The 17,010-nt window shown below is 46.6% G+C and carries 11 protein-coding genes and 1 riboswitch; of the genes, 9 read left to right on the top strand and 2 right to left on the bottom strand.

The annotated features are described in order from the left end of the window. Positions 1-115: 115 nt before the first annotated feature. The 9 genes from AC0YNT_RS16865 to AC0YNT_RS16825 all read left to right on the top strand — a co-directional run bounded on the left by AC0YNT_RS16865 (position 116) and on the right by AC0YNT_RS16825 (position 8,417). Positions 116-370: a hypothetical protein gene (locus tag AC0YNT_RS16865; RefSeq protein ID WP_475805668.1), complete on the top strand. Its 255-nt coding sequence runs from the start codon at positions 116-118 to the stop codon at positions 368-370. Between the two features lie 19 nt (positions 371-389). After that, positions 390-1,328, top strand: a complete 939-nt coding sequence (locus tag AC0YNT_RS16860; protein WP_475805667.1) for a phosphotransferase family protein — start codon at positions 390-392, stop codon at positions 1,326-1,328. A 267-nt stretch (positions 1,329-1,595) separates the two neighbouring features. After that, positions 1,596-2,120, top strand: coding sequence for a DUF5060 domain-containing protein (locus tag AC0YNT_RS16855; RefSeq protein ID WP_475805666.1), 525 nt, complete (start codon positions 1,596-1,598; stop codon positions 2,118-2,120). Positions 2,121-2,275: 155 nt separating this feature from the next. Then, positions 2,276-2,800: a hypothetical protein gene (locus tag AC0YNT_RS16850; protein ID WP_475805665.1), complete on the top strand. Its 525-nt coding sequence runs from the start codon at positions 2,276-2,278 to the stop codon at positions 2,798-2,800. Positions 2,801-2,997: 197 nt separating this feature from the next. Continuing rightward, a complete protein-coding gene (locus tag AC0YNT_RS16845; RefSeq protein ID WP_475805664.1) occupies positions 2,998-3,522 on the top strand; it encodes a sigma-70 family RNA polymerase sigma factor in 525 nt (174 codons plus the stop codon). A gap of 25 nt (positions 3,523-3,547) precedes the next feature. Further along, the gene (locus tag AC0YNT_RS16840; protein ID WP_475805663.1) at positions 3,548-4,732 is read left to right on the top strand and encodes a hypothetical protein; all 1,185 of its coding nucleotides are present in this window, start codon (positions 3,548-3,550) and stop codon (positions 4,730-4,732) included. Further along, positions 4,729-5,694 (top strand): ABC transporter ATP-binding protein, encoded by a 966-nt coding sequence (locus AC0YNT_RS16835; RefSeq protein ID WP_475805662.1) that lies wholly within the window; start codon positions 4,729-4,731, stop codon positions 5,692-5,694. Before AC0YNT_RS16840 ends, AC0YNT_RS16835 begins: the two co-directional genes overlap by 4 nt. Continuing rightward, positions 5,691-6,584, top strand: coding sequence for an ABC transporter permease subunit (locus AC0YNT_RS16830; RefSeq protein WP_475805661.1), 894 nt, complete (start codon positions 5,691-5,693; stop codon positions 6,582-6,584). The genes AC0YNT_RS16835 and AC0YNT_RS16830 overlap by 4 nt, the downstream gene beginning before the upstream one ends. An 84-nt stretch (positions 6,585-6,668) precedes the next feature. Further along, a riboswitch (Lysine riboswitch) is annotated at positions 6,669-6,859 on the top strand. 166 nt (positions 6,860-7,025) lie between these two features. Continuing rightward, positions 7,026-8,417, top strand: coding sequence for an amino acid permease (locus AC0YNT_RS16825; protein WP_475805727.1), 1,392 nt, complete (start codon positions 7,026-7,028; stop codon positions 8,415-8,417). Between the two features lie 51 nt (positions 8,418-8,468). Here the strand turns inward: AC0YNT_RS16825 and AC0YNT_RS16820 are convergent, their stop codons facing one another. Both AC0YNT_RS16820 and AC0YNT_RS16815 read right to left on the bottom strand, forming a co-directional pair. Further along, positions 8,469-10,157: a hypothetical protein gene (locus tag AC0YNT_RS16820; protein WP_475805660.1), complete on the bottom strand. Its 1,689-nt coding sequence runs from the start codon at positions 10,155-10,157 to the stop codon at positions 8,469-8,471. Then, positions 10,154-16,867: a DUF7507 domain-containing protein gene (locus AC0YNT_RS16815; protein ID WP_475805659.1), complete on the bottom strand. Its 6,714-nt coding sequence runs from the start codon at positions 16,865-16,867 to the stop codon at positions 10,154-10,156. Before AC0YNT_RS16815 ends, AC0YNT_RS16820 begins: the two co-directional genes overlap by 4 nt. Between the last annotated feature and the right edge of the window lie 143 nt (positions 16,868-17,010).

Genomic DNA, 17,010 nt, shown 5'->3' with positions numbered 1-17,010 from the left:
GCGATACATGGCGCACAATATCACCAATTAAAGGAATGAATATGCCTAGTGAGAAACTTTTGCTTTATCATGTCGTCTATATATCCATGCCTAAAATAATAAGCGAGGGTTAATAGTGGACAGAGATGAAATCAAAAATTATGAATTCGATTACACGAATAAGAACAGTAACAAGATAGCTTCTTTTTTGATTTTTCTTGCATGGGCAATCGTTATTGTTGGAGTTATGATTCCATTCGTCCCACGAATGGATGATACACATGCACCGTTTTTTAGTACGGCAGGTATCTTTATCTTGATAGGTGCTTTATTTAGAGGAATTGCTGAAATTATTAAATTGCTGCATAACATTAATAACAAGTTAAAGTAGCTTTGAGGGGATGGAAGAAATGATGGACGACGCTGTCGTTTCACAAGCAGTACGAATTGCAGGTGATTTTCTTCAGGAACAGGTAAAGAGTTCATACCAGATCATAGGAAAAGGCTTCGTTAATCAAGTTTGCGTAGTCGAAACAGAGAGCCGTAAAGTCGTTGTTCGTATGAATAATACAGATACATATCCAAGCTATGTGAAAGAGAAATGGTGCATGGAACAAGCAGCTGTAATTGGTATTCCGGGACCTGTGGTGTTGTCTATTGGAGTACTTGATGAGACCGCCTATATGATTCAAGCTTTTATTGATGGAGACAATGGGTTAGATAGTACGGTTCCCAAGTCCGATATTTGGAGGCAGCTCGGCAAGTATACCAAGCGTATTCATTCCATCCCTGTTAAGGGATTTGGGGAAAATCTAATCGATCCCGTCCAAGGAGAGTTTCGTTCACCTTCTCATGCGGGATCGGATGGGAGTTGGCTAGGGTATGTGCGGTATAACATCAATAGTTTGACGGAGAATGATCGGTTGATTGGGCTTGGAGTTATCACTTCTGTGCAATCGCAGAGAGTTAGAAAACGGTTTGAGAATTTGAAGAAAAAAACGTTCCGCTTTGGTTTAATCCATGGAGATCTCTCACTGAAGAATGCGATGGTCGATCGTACCGGACAAGTCATCTTATTGGATTGGGGCAATGCAGAAGTAAGAACGGTACCGCATGGAGATATCATTTCGGTGATGCAGGGACAAATCCAAGATGGTAATCCGAATAAAGAGGATTTCAAAGCATTTTTAGACGGGTACGGTATAAGGGAAGAAGACACTGTTGATATGAATAGTTTGCTGTTATTGAAAGCGTTCGACAACCTCAGGTGGGCTATAGATCAAAGTCAGGATCGGATTGAAGCCTATGCTGCGTTTGCGAAACAAGTTGTTGATATGATTATGGAATAGTGTGAGAAATGGTAATCGTGGGGTGAAAATGTCTATTCCCTCTGGTTGTGGGAGCTTGTCATTCGGCACACAATGAAGGGGAGACAAGGTCAAACCGTCTCGTATTCGTGAATAATATGAGGGGGAATTGAAGGTAATGATATGCATGAAACACAGTTTGTTTTGCCTAGTGGCAGGTTGTTTACTTGTAACGATGCTCGGAGGTGGGTTTGTAAACGCTAGTTATGCAAGCGCTTCCGCGAACACCACTTCAACCTGCGATTACGAATGTTGAAATTGAATACCGATAAACCGCTGCAGTACTCAAAGCTTGAAGCAACCTTTAATCTGGGAACGGCGTACTCAAATCCTTTTGAACCGGAAGAAGTGGATGTTGTTGCTGAAATTACGACACCTTCGGGTATCGAAGAAATCGTTCCTGCCTTTTACGCCTCGCCTACATCCCCAAGTTGGAAGGTCCGTTATTCTCCACGCCAACAGGGCAAGCACGAGTTAATCATCGTAGCGAAAGACAAAAACGGGATTTCCAGACTGGGGAATTGGAAAACAGCCATTTGGACATGCGAAAAAGAATGGTTGTGCCAATGGACGGACCAGACAAAACGTTCGGGAATTGCATCAATGAAAGTAAATCCTTCGAATCCAGACTGGTTCTCCGTCTATCAGGACGCGCTTGTAACCCCTGGGAAATCATATACACTCGATGGATTCATTCAATTAACCAAGCAGGGGAGTGACGGTAAGCTGCAGGTTAAGCTCACTGAGCGAGAGTTAAGACAGATTGACCAATAAATGGCAGCCGTCCATATGATCGGCTGCCATTTTCATTTAAATAAAGTTAAGCTGCGAAACATTACTTCGTAGTTTCCGTCTAAATGATTAAGTAATATTTAGTATTGAGATAGACCATTTGGTGAGAGGTGATTTTTATTAAAAGACTTGGACTCATGCTTTTCTTAGTAGCATTATTGTTAGTCACTGGATGTCAAAATAATAATTCCAACAACGAATTAGAGGAAGCTCAGAAGAAAATCGACAAATTCAATCTTACTTTTGAAATCCCGAAGTTGGACGGATATGAAGTAAGTTATGTACATCATGTATTTCCGCCAAAAGATAAACAAGGAATTGCCCTTGGAAATAAACAAGAAGTATTCATTACTTACACGGACAATAAAGGGAAGTTAAATAAGCTAACAAATGAACAGAAAGTGAATGATGAAAGAGAAATCTTATATGGACCTTATCAAGGTGATACAAAGATTGAAGTAACCTATAGTACCATTCAATCTAATCTAGACAAGAGTGAAATGGTTGAAATAGATGGTGAAAAAGTTCAGAAAGTAAAAATTGGTGAGCATACCTTTTTCCTATTCAACGGTGATAAAGGTTCAATTACCATGAATTACAGTAACTTAGACGAAGCAACTATGACAAGCATTACGCAGCAGGTAATGAAGGAAAGTAAATAAACAAAAGTCTTATCAATCTTCTTTCATTAAACCGCCTTTTTACTAAGGTGGTTTTTCTTTATATAGTAAATTTTATTTAAATCTATTCATATCTGAGATTAAGGTGTTACAAAATAGAGTTGTTAACCGTCTTATAAATGTCAACGTTAAGCCCGGGGCAAGCGTAGAGGCAATGAATAATAAGGAGGCAATGGACAATGATCAATCAAGATCCGGCGCCGGATTTGTTTAAAGATATCTTTCATAAGCATTATCCGTCCGTACTTCGAAAACTAATAGCGCTGCTGCGAGACAAAGCGGCCGCTGAAGATTTGGCTCAGGAGGTATTCCTGAAGCTATATAAGAACCCTCCCGAGAAGCCTGATGCCGTTGGAGCATGGCTGCATCGGGTGCTTACGAGAAGCGCATATGATTACTTGGATCAAAAGGCGCGTGAGCGCTCGCTGGTACAGCGGCAGGAGAGACATATGCTGACGGAGCCGCTGTCCCACCAATCCGGTGAACATGCCGTGATTAAGCAAGGTGAAGAGGAACAATTGCAAGGCTGGCTGAACTCGCTGCCGGATAGAGACAGAGAGATGCTGCTGCTCAGATATTCTGGCTACAGCTATTCCGAAATTGCACAGGAGCTGGAGGTTCAGCAGCCTCAAGTAGGTATGCTGCTGAAGCGGGCTAGTGAACGGTTAAGAAAACAAGCGATTAAAAACGAAAATCAGTGGTAGCAAGATGAAGGAGGATAAGAATTACATGACAAATCATCCGATAGATAGAATGGACTCTTTGGACCGGAAGCACATAGGCTTGCCAACTGATGAGCAAACAAACGCGGCATGGGAGAAGCTTGCAAGTAAGCTTCAACAACAGGAAGCATCTCCTGTCTGGGAAGCATGGAGCAGGGAAGGAATAACGGCTGAGGAGACGGAGCCAAAGTCCGCTCGCGCTGCACAGGAGAATCTCGTAGAAGAACACGATGCCTTGAGAAAGCATCTGAATGCAGCAAGCACTGAACACCATCAAGCAAAGCCTGCACCGGCGGCTTACAGAAGCTGGCTAAAGAAACATGGCATGAAAACAGGGATTGCTGCAGCTGCTGTACTAATCTGCGCAGTTATCGCTACACCAACAACTAATAATGCTCTGGCTGCTATTCTGAGCAAGTTCAAGATGAATCAAGTAGCGGTTGTTCAGGAGGACGATTTCAGGACGGCATTAGAAGGCTTCTTCGGAACGGATGTGTCGGTGGAGTCAACGAATAAATACGGTAAATTCGAACGCTCGGTAATTGGGAAGGGCTATCCTGAATTAACGGCTGCTCAGGCCCTTGAGGAATACGGCATCCAGGTGCCGGAAAAGCTGTACACACCTCTTGGCGAGCAAACTGAGCTTCAAATTAATGCTCAACAAGGTCAAGCTATTACATTCCGGTTGGATGTCGATGCAATCAATGGTGTTATGAAGAAGCTAGGAGCAGAAAAATTATTGCCTGCTTCTGTTGATGGGAAACCGATCACTTTACGAATGGATCAAGGCGTGAATGCTGATTACCACATTGTAGACACGGATGACAATGACCATTTTATCGGGCTTACCATCACTCCTGCACCGGTTCTGGATATGGACCCGTCCATCGATGCAGAAGATGCATATGAAGCTTTGATCCGTTTTCCCATCTTACCGCAGAACTTGAAATCCGTTCTGATGCAAAGCACACGGATCTCCGATGGCGAAGTACCTTTCCCGCTTATTGCGGATGGAAAAGTGACGAAGACGATATTGAAAGGCACGGATGTCTACCTCGAGAACAGTGTCATCAATGGCGGCGGCTGGAGTGCCACTTGGCTGGAAGAAGGTCTTGTTAAACGTGTTACCTTGTATGATATCCAATCCCGCGAAGATACGGAAAAGATCGTGAAGGAATTGATAACCGGATGAGTTATGCGATTGAAACGTTCAGCTTAACGAAAAACTACGGGAACGGACGTGGCTGTCATGATGTCACGCTCCGTATTCCTGCCGGGGAAGCCTTTGGCTTCCTTGGCCCTAATGGGGCTGGCAAAAGCACCATCGTCAAGATGCTCGTAGGGTTGACAACGCCAACGGATGGGAAGGCGTTATTGTTCGGCCAACCTGCAGGCTCAGTGGAAGCAAGGCGCCGGATCGGCTACTTGCCGGAATTATTCCGCTATCCCGGATGGTTAAGTGGGGAAGAGGCATTGCAGTTTCACGCGAAGTTATGCGGGATGAAGGGAACATCAGTCAAAAGCCGGATCGATCATCTTCTGGATGAGGTTGGTATCGGGCATCGGGGACGAGACCGTATTAAGGGTTATTCCAAAGGGATGCAGCAGCGGCTTGGTCTTGCCTGTGCCCTGTTATCAGATCCTGACATTGTATTTTTGGATGAGCCAGCTTCAGCACTGGACCCTGTTGGTCGTCATGAAGTGCGAGAGCTGCTGCAACGTTTGCGTAAGGAGGGCAAGACGATCTTTCTGAACTCGCATCTACTCGAGGATGTCGAGCAATTATGTGATCATGTTGCCTTGTTAAATAACGGTCGAATATTGGCGGATGGACGAGTATCAGATGTGCTTCGGGCGTCCTCAGCACGATGGCACTTCCGGGTTGGCGGAATGACACCGGATATGCTGGACTATCTTCGGGAAATCCTTGTTGCCCCGGTTCATCTCCTGCCTTGGCAAGAAGGAGAAACGCCAGCATGGGGAGAGCATTGGCTGGAGGTCGAGCTTGAAGAGGATGAGCAAGTTGGTTATTTCAACCGTCTGCTCATTGAACAAGGTATAACGTTATATGAAACACAGAAAGTGAAATCAAGCCTGGATGAGTGGTTTTTGCAGGCAGTATCGGGTTTGGAGCATAGGGGGGAAAACCGATGATTGCCGTTTGGATGTTAACCTGGAAGGAATTAATACGCAAAAAAGTCACCTTGATCACTTTGCTGCTGACTATCCTATTTTGGATTGCATTTTATTTCATCGCAAGCAGCGCAGGCAGAGGTGCTGGAGATACAGATTACGCTTTATCCAGCTTTTATAGTTTGGTCGATCGCTTCAGAGGAAGCGCTATTTTACTGTGGGTCGGATTTTTCTTCGGCTCCTTTGCAACGGGGTTCCTGGCCATCTTTAGTTCGGTTGCCGCCGTTAGCGGGGATGCGGAGCACGGTGTGCTGCAATCGGTATTCGCTAGGCCAATTCCGCGTACCCGCTGGTATATGGGACGATGGTTTGGCTTTGTTACCTTTTGTCTGACTTATGCACTCATTCTATTTGTGTCCATCATCGCAATTGTGTATCAAGCGACAGGTGTTCACCCGGATTGGACCAAGATGGGTCCAGCGATTCTCTTGTTCATCAGTCCTGTTCTGCTGCTGGTTACCCTGACGATGCTCGCCTCTTGCTGGCTTGCGCCGCTTGGTAATGGGGTAGCCATGGTAATGCTCTTTGGTATGGGCTGGCTGGGGACCATGCTCGACCGGGTAATTGAGGCAGGGATGTTCGCTTCCGATGAAGCGGACAAAACGTCTCATACGATGGAGATCGTGTCCGGTCTTATTCGCTTGCTTATTCCAACCGATGCGCTTCAGCAGCGGATGTTATCTGAAATGTTTATGGTTAAGGAATTAGGAGATGAGTTTTCTTCCAGAGATACATTAGGCTACTTTTCTATCGTGAATCCACCCTCGAACGCTTTTTTATATTATACGGCGGTTTACTTTTTGATTTTCTTCGTTGCAGGGTTGATTGCAATCAGGCGGAAAGATTTTTGACAACTGGTTGGAATATCCATTGATTTATTATAAGAAGATAATTATTATAATAAAATCAAATTAAATAGTAAATCCTCATCACCAAGATGAGGTAGAGGTCGCGATGTTGATGACTACATCGGAGGAGGTCCAGTAGAGACCATAGATTCCGATGGAAAGGCAACACCGCCGAAGCCGTCCAGTTTACTGACTGTGATGGGCTGGGGCCGTATCCGAATAGGGGCGGAACTGTCATATGGCTGTAATCAACAGCGGTATGTTGTGCTATCTTGATACATGGAAAGTGGGGAAGATAAGGCGGTCTTTCTTCAATACTTGAGAAAGACGGCTTTTTTGCGTTTTAATGCAGCTATTTATTGGGACACTAATGGGAATAGAGATAAGGGGAGAGTTCAGTTCGTGGAAGAGAACAAATTACGCAGAGGCCTAAAGTCGAGACATATGGCTATGATTTCCCTCGGCGGATCGATTGGAACAGGACTATTCCTGGCAAGCGGCGGAGCCATTCATGATGCTGGTCCAGGCGGTGCCCTGCTGGGTTATTTTATTATTGGTATCATGGTTTATTTCTTGGTTACCAGCCTCGGGGAAATGGCAACTTATATGCCGGTATCCGGAACATTTAGTACTTATGCAACAAGATTCGTAGATCCATCTTTTGGTTTCGCACTAGGGTGGAACTATTGGTATAACTGGGCGATTACGATTGCAGCTGAGCTGTCTGCGGCAACATTAATTATTAAGTTCTGGCTGCCAGACAGTCCGTCATTTATATGGAGTGCCTTATTCCTTGCCTTGATGGTAGGACTTAACTTGCTTTCTGTAAAAGGATACGGGGAATCGGAATATTGGTTTGCTATGATCAAGATTATTACGGTCATTGTCTTTATTGCTATCGGTCTGCTTATGATCGTTGGGATCTGGAAAGGTGATGCGGTAGGCTTCAGTAACTTTACTGCTGGGGATGCTCCGATCTCAGGCGGTTGGCTTGCTGTACTTGGTATTTGTATGGCGGCAGGCTTCTCGTTCCAAGGAACGGAGCTCGTTGGTGTTGCAGCAGGGGAATCCGAGAATCCTCGGGAAAATGTTCCTCGCGCGATTCGCAGCGTATTCTGGAGAATCCTGTTGTTCTACATCTTAGCTATCTTCGTGGTGGGCATGTTGATTCCATTCACAACAGATACGCTTGCGGAAGGAAGTGTAGCGGCAAGTCCGTTTACGATTATTTTTGAAAAGGCTGGCCTGAGTGTAGCTGCATCCGTCATGAACGCGGTTATCTTAAGCTCAGTATTGTCTGCCGGCAACTCGGGGATGTACGCATCTACGCGTATGCTATGGGTATTGGCGAAAGAGGGCAAGGCTCCGAAAATCTTCGCTAAGCTTAACAAACGGGGGATCCCGGTCTATGCCTTGCTCGCTACTGCAGCAATTGGCATGCTCGCTTTCCTTGCTTCCTTCTTTGGGGACGGTCAAGTATACATCTGGCTGCTTAATGCATCCGGCATGTCCGGTTTTATCGCTTGGCTTGGTATTGCGGTGAGCCATTACCGTTTCCGCAAAGCTTATGTTGCTCAAGGGAATAAAGTAGAAGACCTGCCATACCGCTCGTTGTGGTATCCATTTGGACCAATTCTTGCAGGCATCATGTGTATGATTGTAATTATTGGCCAGAGTCTCAGTGCCTTTTCAGACGGCAAAGTCGACTGGGTGTTCATGCTTGCTTCGTATATCGGTATTCCTTTCTTCCTGGTAATCTGGCTGGGATACAAATGGAAATACAAAACCAAAGTATTAAAGCTTGAAGAATGTAATCTCGATCCTACAGTTGATTAGGTTCATGCGAAAAAGCAGAGGCGGCCAGCCTCTGCTTTTTTTTATTGCCAATTACTCGATGTTCTGGTCAAGCGGTAATATAAGTTCATTCGAGAAGCTCTCATCGGAATAGAGATTGTCTTCATAATAATAGTGATACCTTGCAATGTAGCGCGAAATCACCTGGGTTAAGCTTTCATCCTGAATTTCTTCTGAATCCGATACATAGATCCAATAGGTCACTCTAACCGTTGCTCCTGGGGAGAGCAGGCCAAGATATACCCCATCCTCGAGCGTAAAACCGAGTACTCGAATATCATCAACTTGCGGATCCAGCAAATAAAAGCCTTGCGGATATCCTGTACGGAACAACGTGACCTCTGCGGCGAGATTCCCGGTATTTTGAACAAGTATGGTAAAGGCTAAGGATTCTTCAACTTCATAATACATAGGCTGAGCAGTTGCCGTGACCTTGATTTTTGGTGCCAGAATGACGGTTACAACGGAGTTTGACAAGGCATTTTGTTTGACAACTCTACCATCTGACAGGCGATACGTATAATCTGCCTGTACCTGATTAATAATTTGCCCATACTCCATTGCTGCTTGCTGCTTCTGTACGACAACCTGGTAACTGACGACGGTACTTGAGCCAGCTAACAAGGAACCAAGCGAAATACCAGGACCAAGCGATGTGCCTTGTCTTGGCACGCCTCCAATCACTATACTGTTTGGAACAAATACAGTCCCCGGCGGGAGAAGATTCGTCAATTGTGCGTCAACCGCAAAACTGCTGTCATTCGTGACCGTTGTCGTATATGTCAGCGTTGAACCAATTGTTTCTTGGGAATGATTCACGGCAAGATTAACTGTCAAAGTCGGGGTAATGACACTAAGCACAAGCAGGTTGGCAAGAGTGCTGTATGAGGTGCCGTTCACGGTATAGTCGACAATAGCTTGGAAAGTGACTTCCGAATCAAGCGGCATTTGAGCGAGTCGAATACCAACTCTAACGGTTACCGTAGCACCAGGAGCGAGATAACCAATAACAATACCATTATTCGGATCAATCCACGGTACAAGCACACCATCAATAACGACACTGCCAGGTATGAAGGTGAAGCCTTCCGGCAGCGGGAGGCGAATCACTACATTCTCCATTGGCAATAGACCTTCATTGTGTAAGACAAGATCATAGAATATAACATCACCAAGGAACGTAACTGGAGTGCTTAATCTGGCATGAACATTCAGTAGGAAAGGCACGACTTCAAGGGTAATTCGATTCGACTGTACCGTATCCGATACGATTCTCCCATCCTGCGTTGTAAAGCTGTAGTTTAGCGTCGCCTCGTTTTGAAAGATATAAGCAGGTGGGAACGATATGACAATCGCTTGGAATATAACCTGAACGGTATTTCCAACAGGGACACTTCCAATCAAAATACCTGAGGCTGGCGACGCTCCCGGAAGGGGAGCGCCATCAAGCAGGACGCTGTTGGGGATAAAAGATAACCCCGTGGGCAGAACGTCAACTAGAGTTACATTTGCAGACCGATTGCCAGTATTGCCTATTACAATCGTAAATGTCACGGTTTGATTAAGGATGAGCTTCGAGGGAGCTGCGCTTTTCTGTGCGGTTAATATTGGTCCAACCAATGGTGTCAGTACCGTATTGGAATAAGCGACACTTTCATAAGCACCACTTCTGAACCGGACAAGAGTCTGGTTCAGAAGCTTAAAGTTATGAGCTGGCGTCATATCGTAACTACCAGCACATTAAACGTAATGGTCGAAGAGGCACCTGCTGCGATAGATCCAATTGAAATACCGGTATTAGGATTACTTGACGGTCTTGGCGTACCATCGACAATAACACTGCCATCTACAAAGACGGTGCCGACAGGAACAGGGTCAACTAGGATGACATTATTGACGGTAGCAATGCCGAGATTAGTGACCACAATCAAATACGTAATCGTATCGCCTACCACCGCATCAATAGCTGTTGTGCTCTTCACAACGGATACATCCGGTGAGGAGACTGGGATCGATAATGTATTGGAAGTCACTGTACCTGTAAATATCCGTCCGTCTGGTGCAGTATACGAATAGCCTCCAGTTGCCGTATTTACTAGCTGTTGAGAAGGCGGCAAAGTTTGAATAACGACCTCGTAAGACACCGAAACAACAACTGATTGTCCAGGATTCACAGTACCAATCGAGAATCCGGCTGACGGAACAGCACCAGGCTGAGGAACACCGTTAACCTGTACGCTGTTTGGAATGAATGCACCACCGGATGGTACCGGATCGGTTATGGTTACTTGGGCCGGGAGATTGCCGGTATTGGTAACATGCAGATCATAAGTGATTGTATCGCCTACTGTCGCATTCACCGTATTGGCTGTTTTCTGGATGGCAATAATCGCTTGATAGACTGGTAAAATGACGGTATTCGAGAAGGTCGACCCGGAGAATGCGCCGGAAGTAAAGGTTGCACTTGCCTGATTGCTGAGCTGAGCAGGAGTTGGCAGACTTGTAATCGTCAAATTAAAGGTAATGGTTGATGTTGCCCCCGGAGCAATGGTACTAATCGAGATTCCCGCATTTGGTGAAGCTCCTGGACGAGGCAGACCATCTACAGTCACACTATCGGCAACAAAGATAGAGCCGGCAGGGATGGCATCTACGACTACAACGTTATTAATTGGTGCTATACCGCTATTGGTAACCGCAATCGAGTAGGTTACTGTATCGCCTACAACTGCTGTTGTAACGCCGGCTGATTTGACAACTGCTACGTTTGGTGCGGATACCTGAATATTGAGCGTATTGGAAGTAAGTGAACCGCCTAATGTACGTCCATCTGGCAAGATGTAGGTATATGTTGCTGATGCTTGGTTCGTAAGCTGCTGTCCAACCGGTAAAGATTGGATAATGACAGAGAAGGAGACCGTTGAGGTTGAAGTCACATTGCCAAGCGGAATACCCGTCGAAGGATCAGCCCCCGGAACTGGCTGGCTATTAACGATAACACTGTTTGGTACAAAAACAGTTCCTGCCGGTATAGTATCGGTTAGTATGATATCTGCGCCATAGTTGCCGGTGTTAGATAGAGCTACCGTGTATGTTACGGTATCGCCAACCGTTGCATTTGAGGTGCTTCCGGTTTTTACGGCGCTTAAGATCGGCTGATAGACGGATGTTGTGACCGTGTTCGAGAAAGTTACCCCTGAGAAAGCACCAGAGGTGAAAGTGACAGAAGACTGATTGTTCAGCACGGCTGGAGAAGGCAGAGAAGTCACGATTACGTTAAATAAAATTACTGTTGATCCCCCAGGGGTGATAGCGTCAATAATGACACCAGTTGCCGGATTTGCAGCAGGTCTTGGGATACCATCAACTGTAAGGGATCCTGCAACAAAGCTTGCGCCAGTTGGAATAGGATCTGTAAATAAGACATTGCTAATGGATGCAATTCCTGTATTCGTAATAGTTGTCGAGTAAGTAATCGTATCTCCAATTGATACGGCAGTTGAAGGTGTGCTTTTCACAACGGATGCATTAGGAGCAGATACCGGGAAAGTAACCGTATTGGATGTGGCTGTCTGGTTAAAGGGTCTGCTATCTGGCAAGGTATATGAAATGCTGGCAGTACCTGTGTCAGACAACTGCTGAGGAGTTGGCAAAGTATCGATAACGACAGAGAACATGACCCCCGTCGATGCACCTGCTGCAATAGAACCAACCGGAATGCCTGTTACTGGATCAACGCCGGGGATAGGATTTCCACCGACAATAGCACTGTTTGGTACAAAGGAAGTTCCCGCAGGAATATTATCGGTCAAGCTAATCGTTGCCGGATAATTACCGCTATTCGAGACAATAAAGCTATAAGTAACGGTCTGGCCTACGGAAGCATTGGAAGTGCTGGAGCTCTTAGCTACCGCGATAACCGGTTGATACACAGGCGTAGATACGGTATTCGAATTCGTTAGACCAGAGAACGCACCAGACGTAAAGGTAACCGTACCTGTATTGTTCAATACGGCAGGATCAGGTACTGAATTAACACTGTTGCTATAGATAATTGTCGCAGACCCGCCCGGTGCAATCGGACCAACCAGAATACCTCCTGTCGGATTCGCTCCAGGTGCAGGGACTCCATTAATCGTAACGGTCCCAGGTACAAAAGAAGATCCTGTTGGAGCAGGGGCAGTAAACTGAACATTATTAATGGTTTCGATCCCGCTGTTTGTGATTACGGCTGTATAGACGATCGTATCTCCAACGGTAACTGATGTGTAGTTTGCACTTAATACTACCCCGACATTAGGTGCGTTAACTGGAAAGCTGACTGTATTGGAATTGACGGAACCGGTAATTGTCCGGCCATCTGCTGGTGTATAGGAGTACGAAGCAGTTCCTGTATTGTTCAGAACTTGTGGGGATGGCAGTGAAGTAATGACTAACCCAAAGGTGACGGTCGTTGTTCCGCCGGGCGCTAAACTACCAATATCGATCCCTGTAACGGGAGAAATACCTGGAAAAGGCACACCGTTAACGATTACGCTGTTTTCCGTAAATGTCGAGCCTGTTGGGATGGTATCAGTGAGAATAACAGCAGCAGCTAAATTACCCGTGTTAGAAACAACAAGGGTATAGATAATCGAATCACCCAAAGTGGCATTGCTTGAGCTCGAACTTTTGACGACTGCAATTTGAGGCTGCGTAACCGGTGTTATTGTCGTATTCGATGCCGTAGTAGCTGAGAAGGTACCGGAAGTAAAGCTGGCTGTCGATTGGTTCGTAATCTGTGTAGGAATTGCCATCGTAATGATCACCTCGAATGTTACGGTAACCGAGGCTCCTGGTGCCAGGCTACCGATAGATATGCCGGAATCTGGGGAAGCTCCCGGCAGGGAAACACCTTGAACCAAGACACTTCCGGGAACAAAGGACGTACTTGCTTGAAGCTGGTCGCGAAGGACGATGTTGTTCGCTGTAGCAATACCATTATTCGTCAGCACGGAAGAATAGGTCATCGTATCACCAACTACAGCGACTGTCCGGCTCACGCTTTTAACAAGAGACACGTTAGGTAATGCGACCTGAACCGTAACCGTATTGGATACGGCTGAACGATTAACGATATTCCCGTTAGAGAGAGTGAAGGTATACGCTGCCGTAGCCTGATTCACCAGCTGTCTGGACGCCGGGTAGGAAACAATGTTGACGACATAACTGACTATCGCAGATCCGCCTGCAGGAATAACACCTACGGGAATACCTGTTACAGGACTTACACCTGGAGTAGGGACGCCATTGATCAGTACGCTGTTCTCGACAAAATCGCTGCCGTCGGGGATAACATCGCTTAGGGTAACTGTCGCCTCGGCATTTCCAGAATTCGATAAGGTGAAGCTGTACGAGAACGTATCTCCAACCGTTGCATTCACTGTACTTGCTGATTTGACAATGGATACGACCGCTTCTGATATCGGAGTGGAGACGGTATTCGAGACTGATGTGCTTGTAAAAGCCCCGGAAGTAAAACCTACGCTTGCAATGTTGCTCAGTGACCCGGACGATGGCAGCGAAGTGACACGAATCTGGAAGGTAACGGTTATCGTAACTCCCGCATTAATCGTACCAAGTGAAATCCCTGCGTTTGGATTTGCAAGAGGTGAGGCAGAACCGTTAATCGTTACGCTGCCGGAAACGAAACTTGCGCCTTGCGGAATTGAATCCGATAGAACCACATTCGTAACAGGAGCAATGCCATTGTTCGTTATAAGCAGCGTATAGGTGAGTACATCCTGCACGGCTGCTGCCGTAACGCTAGCCGTCTTCGTAATCGTCACATTTGGAGAGGAGGCTGTTATGGTTACGGTATTCGAACTGCTGCCGCCGCTCAAGCTTCTTCCACTTGGCAAGGTGTACGTATAAGTTGAGGTTGCCTGGTCGATGAGCACAGCAGGAGACGGCAGACTGTTCAGCAACGTTTGGAAGGTAACGGTTGTTTGACCTGCAGGGGCCAAACTTCCAATGGCGATTCCCGTTAATGGAGAGGAGGCAGGGCTTGCAACTCCATTAATTATGACCGACCCTGGCACAAAGGTTGAGCCTGCAGGAATATTGTCCAGCAGAGTGACAGTGGCAGCTCTATTGCCAGTATTTCGGGCCAGAATTGTATACGTAATCGTATCGCCGACCGTGGCCGAGGTTGTACTTGCTGATTTGGTTAATGGGATGACCGGTTGATAGACAGGCGTTGTTGTGCTGTTAGAAGCTGTCGTACCGGAAAAGGTCCCAATGGTGTAGGAAACATTGGACTGATTGATGAGTTGTGCGCTGGCTGGCATCGTGGTCACCGTGGCTTGTAAAGTAACGGCAACGGAGCTGTTTGCAGCAACTGTTCCTACGGCAATGCCCGTTCCGGGGTTAGCAGAAGCACTTGGTGTTCCGCCAATCGTTACGCTGGCTGGTACAAACGTTGTACCAGCCGGCAGTACGTCAGTCAACGATACATTCGTAACAGCTTCTACTCCATTATTGGTAATGACAGAGGTATAGGTAATGGTCTCTCCCACCGCGACATCGGTCACATTCACCGATTTGGCCACCGTCACATTCGGCAGCGACACAGGAAGCGTATACGTATTCGATGCCGCTGAACCGGATATCGTCCGACCGTCAGGTGGAGTGTAAGTATAGGTGGCCGTGCCTTGGTCTACGAATTGTGGCGGTGAAGGCAGGGAGTTGACCTGTACGTTAAAAGTGATGGTAGAAGTCGCGCCGACTGCAATTGTTCCAATAGCAACACCTGCAGGCGGATTAGCACCTGGAATGACCGTTCCGTTAACCCGGAATGTACCGGCAATAAAGGAGCTTCCCGTTGGAATGTTATCAGCAAGCGTCACATTCGCTGCAATATTACCTGTATTCGAGACTAAAAGGGTATAGGTAACTGTACTTCCTACTGTTGCGGTTGTGCGATTTGAGCTTTTGGCTATCCCGATGATTGGGGAGTATACCGGCGTAGATACGGTGTTGGATGGGATTACCCCAGTGATATTGTCGCCGCCAGCTACCATCTGGAACGTAAAGGCTGCTTTCGCGTTATTGGGCAGCAAAAAAGTACTCGGCAGCGAAGATACGACTGCTCGATAAGTTACGATGACAGAGCTGCCTAGATTTAAAGGTCCTAATGGAACGCCGGAAAGAATATCGTTCGTTGGCCTAGGGATTCCACCAACCGTAACACTTCCGCTGACAAACGTAAGTCCTGCTGGAAGGGCATCCGTTAGAACAACACTGGCTGCATTGGCCGTACCTGTGTTGCTGACCGTAACCGTGTAAGTAATCGTATCGCCAACAACTGCGCCTGCTACACTTGCACCTTTTACGACATTAATGGTCGGCGAGTTGATATTAATCTGTATCGCATTGGCATTTACGACATAAGCATCGCCGGAAGTCGTCAGGATGAGTACGGCAGAAGACTGGTTGTTAACGAGGCGTGCAGAAACATCGACATTCGTAATATCCCAGCCTTGCCTGCCAGCTGAGATATTAGAGCCCGGTGCACCATTCGTTTGATTTCGATTGCCAAACGTACCCGTTGTATTCAATGCACCGGCATCGTTATTGATCTGAGAGGCAAAAAAGTTGGCTGCAAAGTTATTGGTGCCCGATAAGGCAACCGCTGTACCTGTTGTAGGGCCAAATAACGCCTGATCACCGGTACGGTTCGCATCGCCTTCCTGCGCGCTGAATAACGCTCTTCCTCCAAGTGCACCTGAGATTGGAGTTGCAAATCCGGTTAAGGTGGTTGATACAGGTCCCGATGAAGCTTGCACGAGCACAGCACCTGCGCGGAGCGACATGTTGCGGAAGGGAAGTGTTGGATTCTGATAAATGACGCCAAGAGTCCAACCGCAATGATTGGCCGTTGAATCTCCGGGAATAACGATGGTGCCGACTACATTGCCTGTCGTATAGGTGCCTGCTCCGCCTTGTGAGATAAGTGTCGTTACATTTGCTGAACGCGTATAAGCAAACGCTCCACCACCGAGGTCGACTTGATTTCTGGTTGCTGGATCTGATGTAATACTAGACGTTCCTGCCGGCGTTGTGAACGTAACGGGATTATTGATAAACGCACTCAAATCAACGGTCCCGTTAATGTAAGAGCCGCCCCAGATCAGCTCAGCGTACAGGATGGTGCTCCCAGCTGGTAAGGTCAAGATAGCCGAGGAGCTGTTACTTGTGTATAGACTTGTCGTACCGGCAGGATATGTACCATAGACGGATCCGGTGTTTGTCGTTGTGAAAGCACCAATACTATCTTGAGTACCTGGTACGCCTGGTGTATCAGAACGGCTTAAGCCTAGTGTATTTCCGGTAAAAGTAATCGCCCCGGTAGCGTTAAACGTCGCCCGAGTGATAAGAGGAATTGGTTTCACCCCCTGCGTTGTAGAAATTTAGTCCATGAGGGCAGCAAAGGCTAATTTATTTCTTCCTTTCATACATATGTGAAATATTCCGTGTTAAAACGAATCGTTTGCATTTTCTTTCCCAATGCTGCCATGCAGATTTCTATGTGCTA

Source organism: Paenibacillus sp. J22R56, assembly GCF_056269375.1.
This window is presented reverse-complemented; position numbering and strand designations above follow the sequence as displayed.

What these genes read in the sequence shown, in the direction of transcription:
- AC0YNT_RS16850 (WP_475805665.1), top strand. Translation starts at nt 2,276, where the DNA reads ATGCTTTTCTTAGTAGCATTATTGTTAGTCACTGGATGTCAAAATAAT.
- AC0YNT_RS16855 (WP_475805666.1), top strand. Translation starts at nt 1,596, where the DNA reads ATGTTGAAATTGAATACCGATAAACCGCTGCAGTACTCAAAGCTTGAA.
- AC0YNT_RS16835 (WP_475805662.1), top strand. Translation starts at nt 4,729, where the DNA reads ATGAGTTATGCGATTGAAACGTTCAGCTTAACGAAAAACTACGGGAAC.
- AC0YNT_RS16840 (WP_475805663.1), top strand. Translation starts at nt 3,548, where the DNA reads ATGACAAATCATCCGATAGATAGAATGGACTCTTTGGACCGGAAGCAC.
- AC0YNT_RS16845 (WP_475805664.1), top strand. Translation starts at nt 2,998, where the DNA reads ATGATCAATCAAGATCCGGCGCCGGATTTGTTTAAAGATATCTTTCAT.
- AC0YNT_RS16860 (WP_475805667.1), top strand. Translation starts at nt 390, where the DNA reads ATGATGGACGACGCTGTCGTTTCACAAGCAGTACGAATTGCAGGTGAT.
- AC0YNT_RS16820 (WP_475805660.1), bottom strand. Translation starts at nt 10,157, where the DNA reads ATGACGCCAGCTCATAACTTTAAGCTTCTGAACCAGACTCTTGTCCGG.
- AC0YNT_RS16825 (WP_475805727.1), top strand. Translation starts at nt 7,026, where the DNA reads ATGGCTATGATTTCCCTCGGCGGATCGATTGGAACAGGACTATTCCTG.
- AC0YNT_RS16830 (WP_475805661.1), top strand. Translation starts at nt 5,691, where the DNA reads ATGATTGCCGTTTGGATGTTAACCTGGAAGGAATTAATACGCAAAAAA.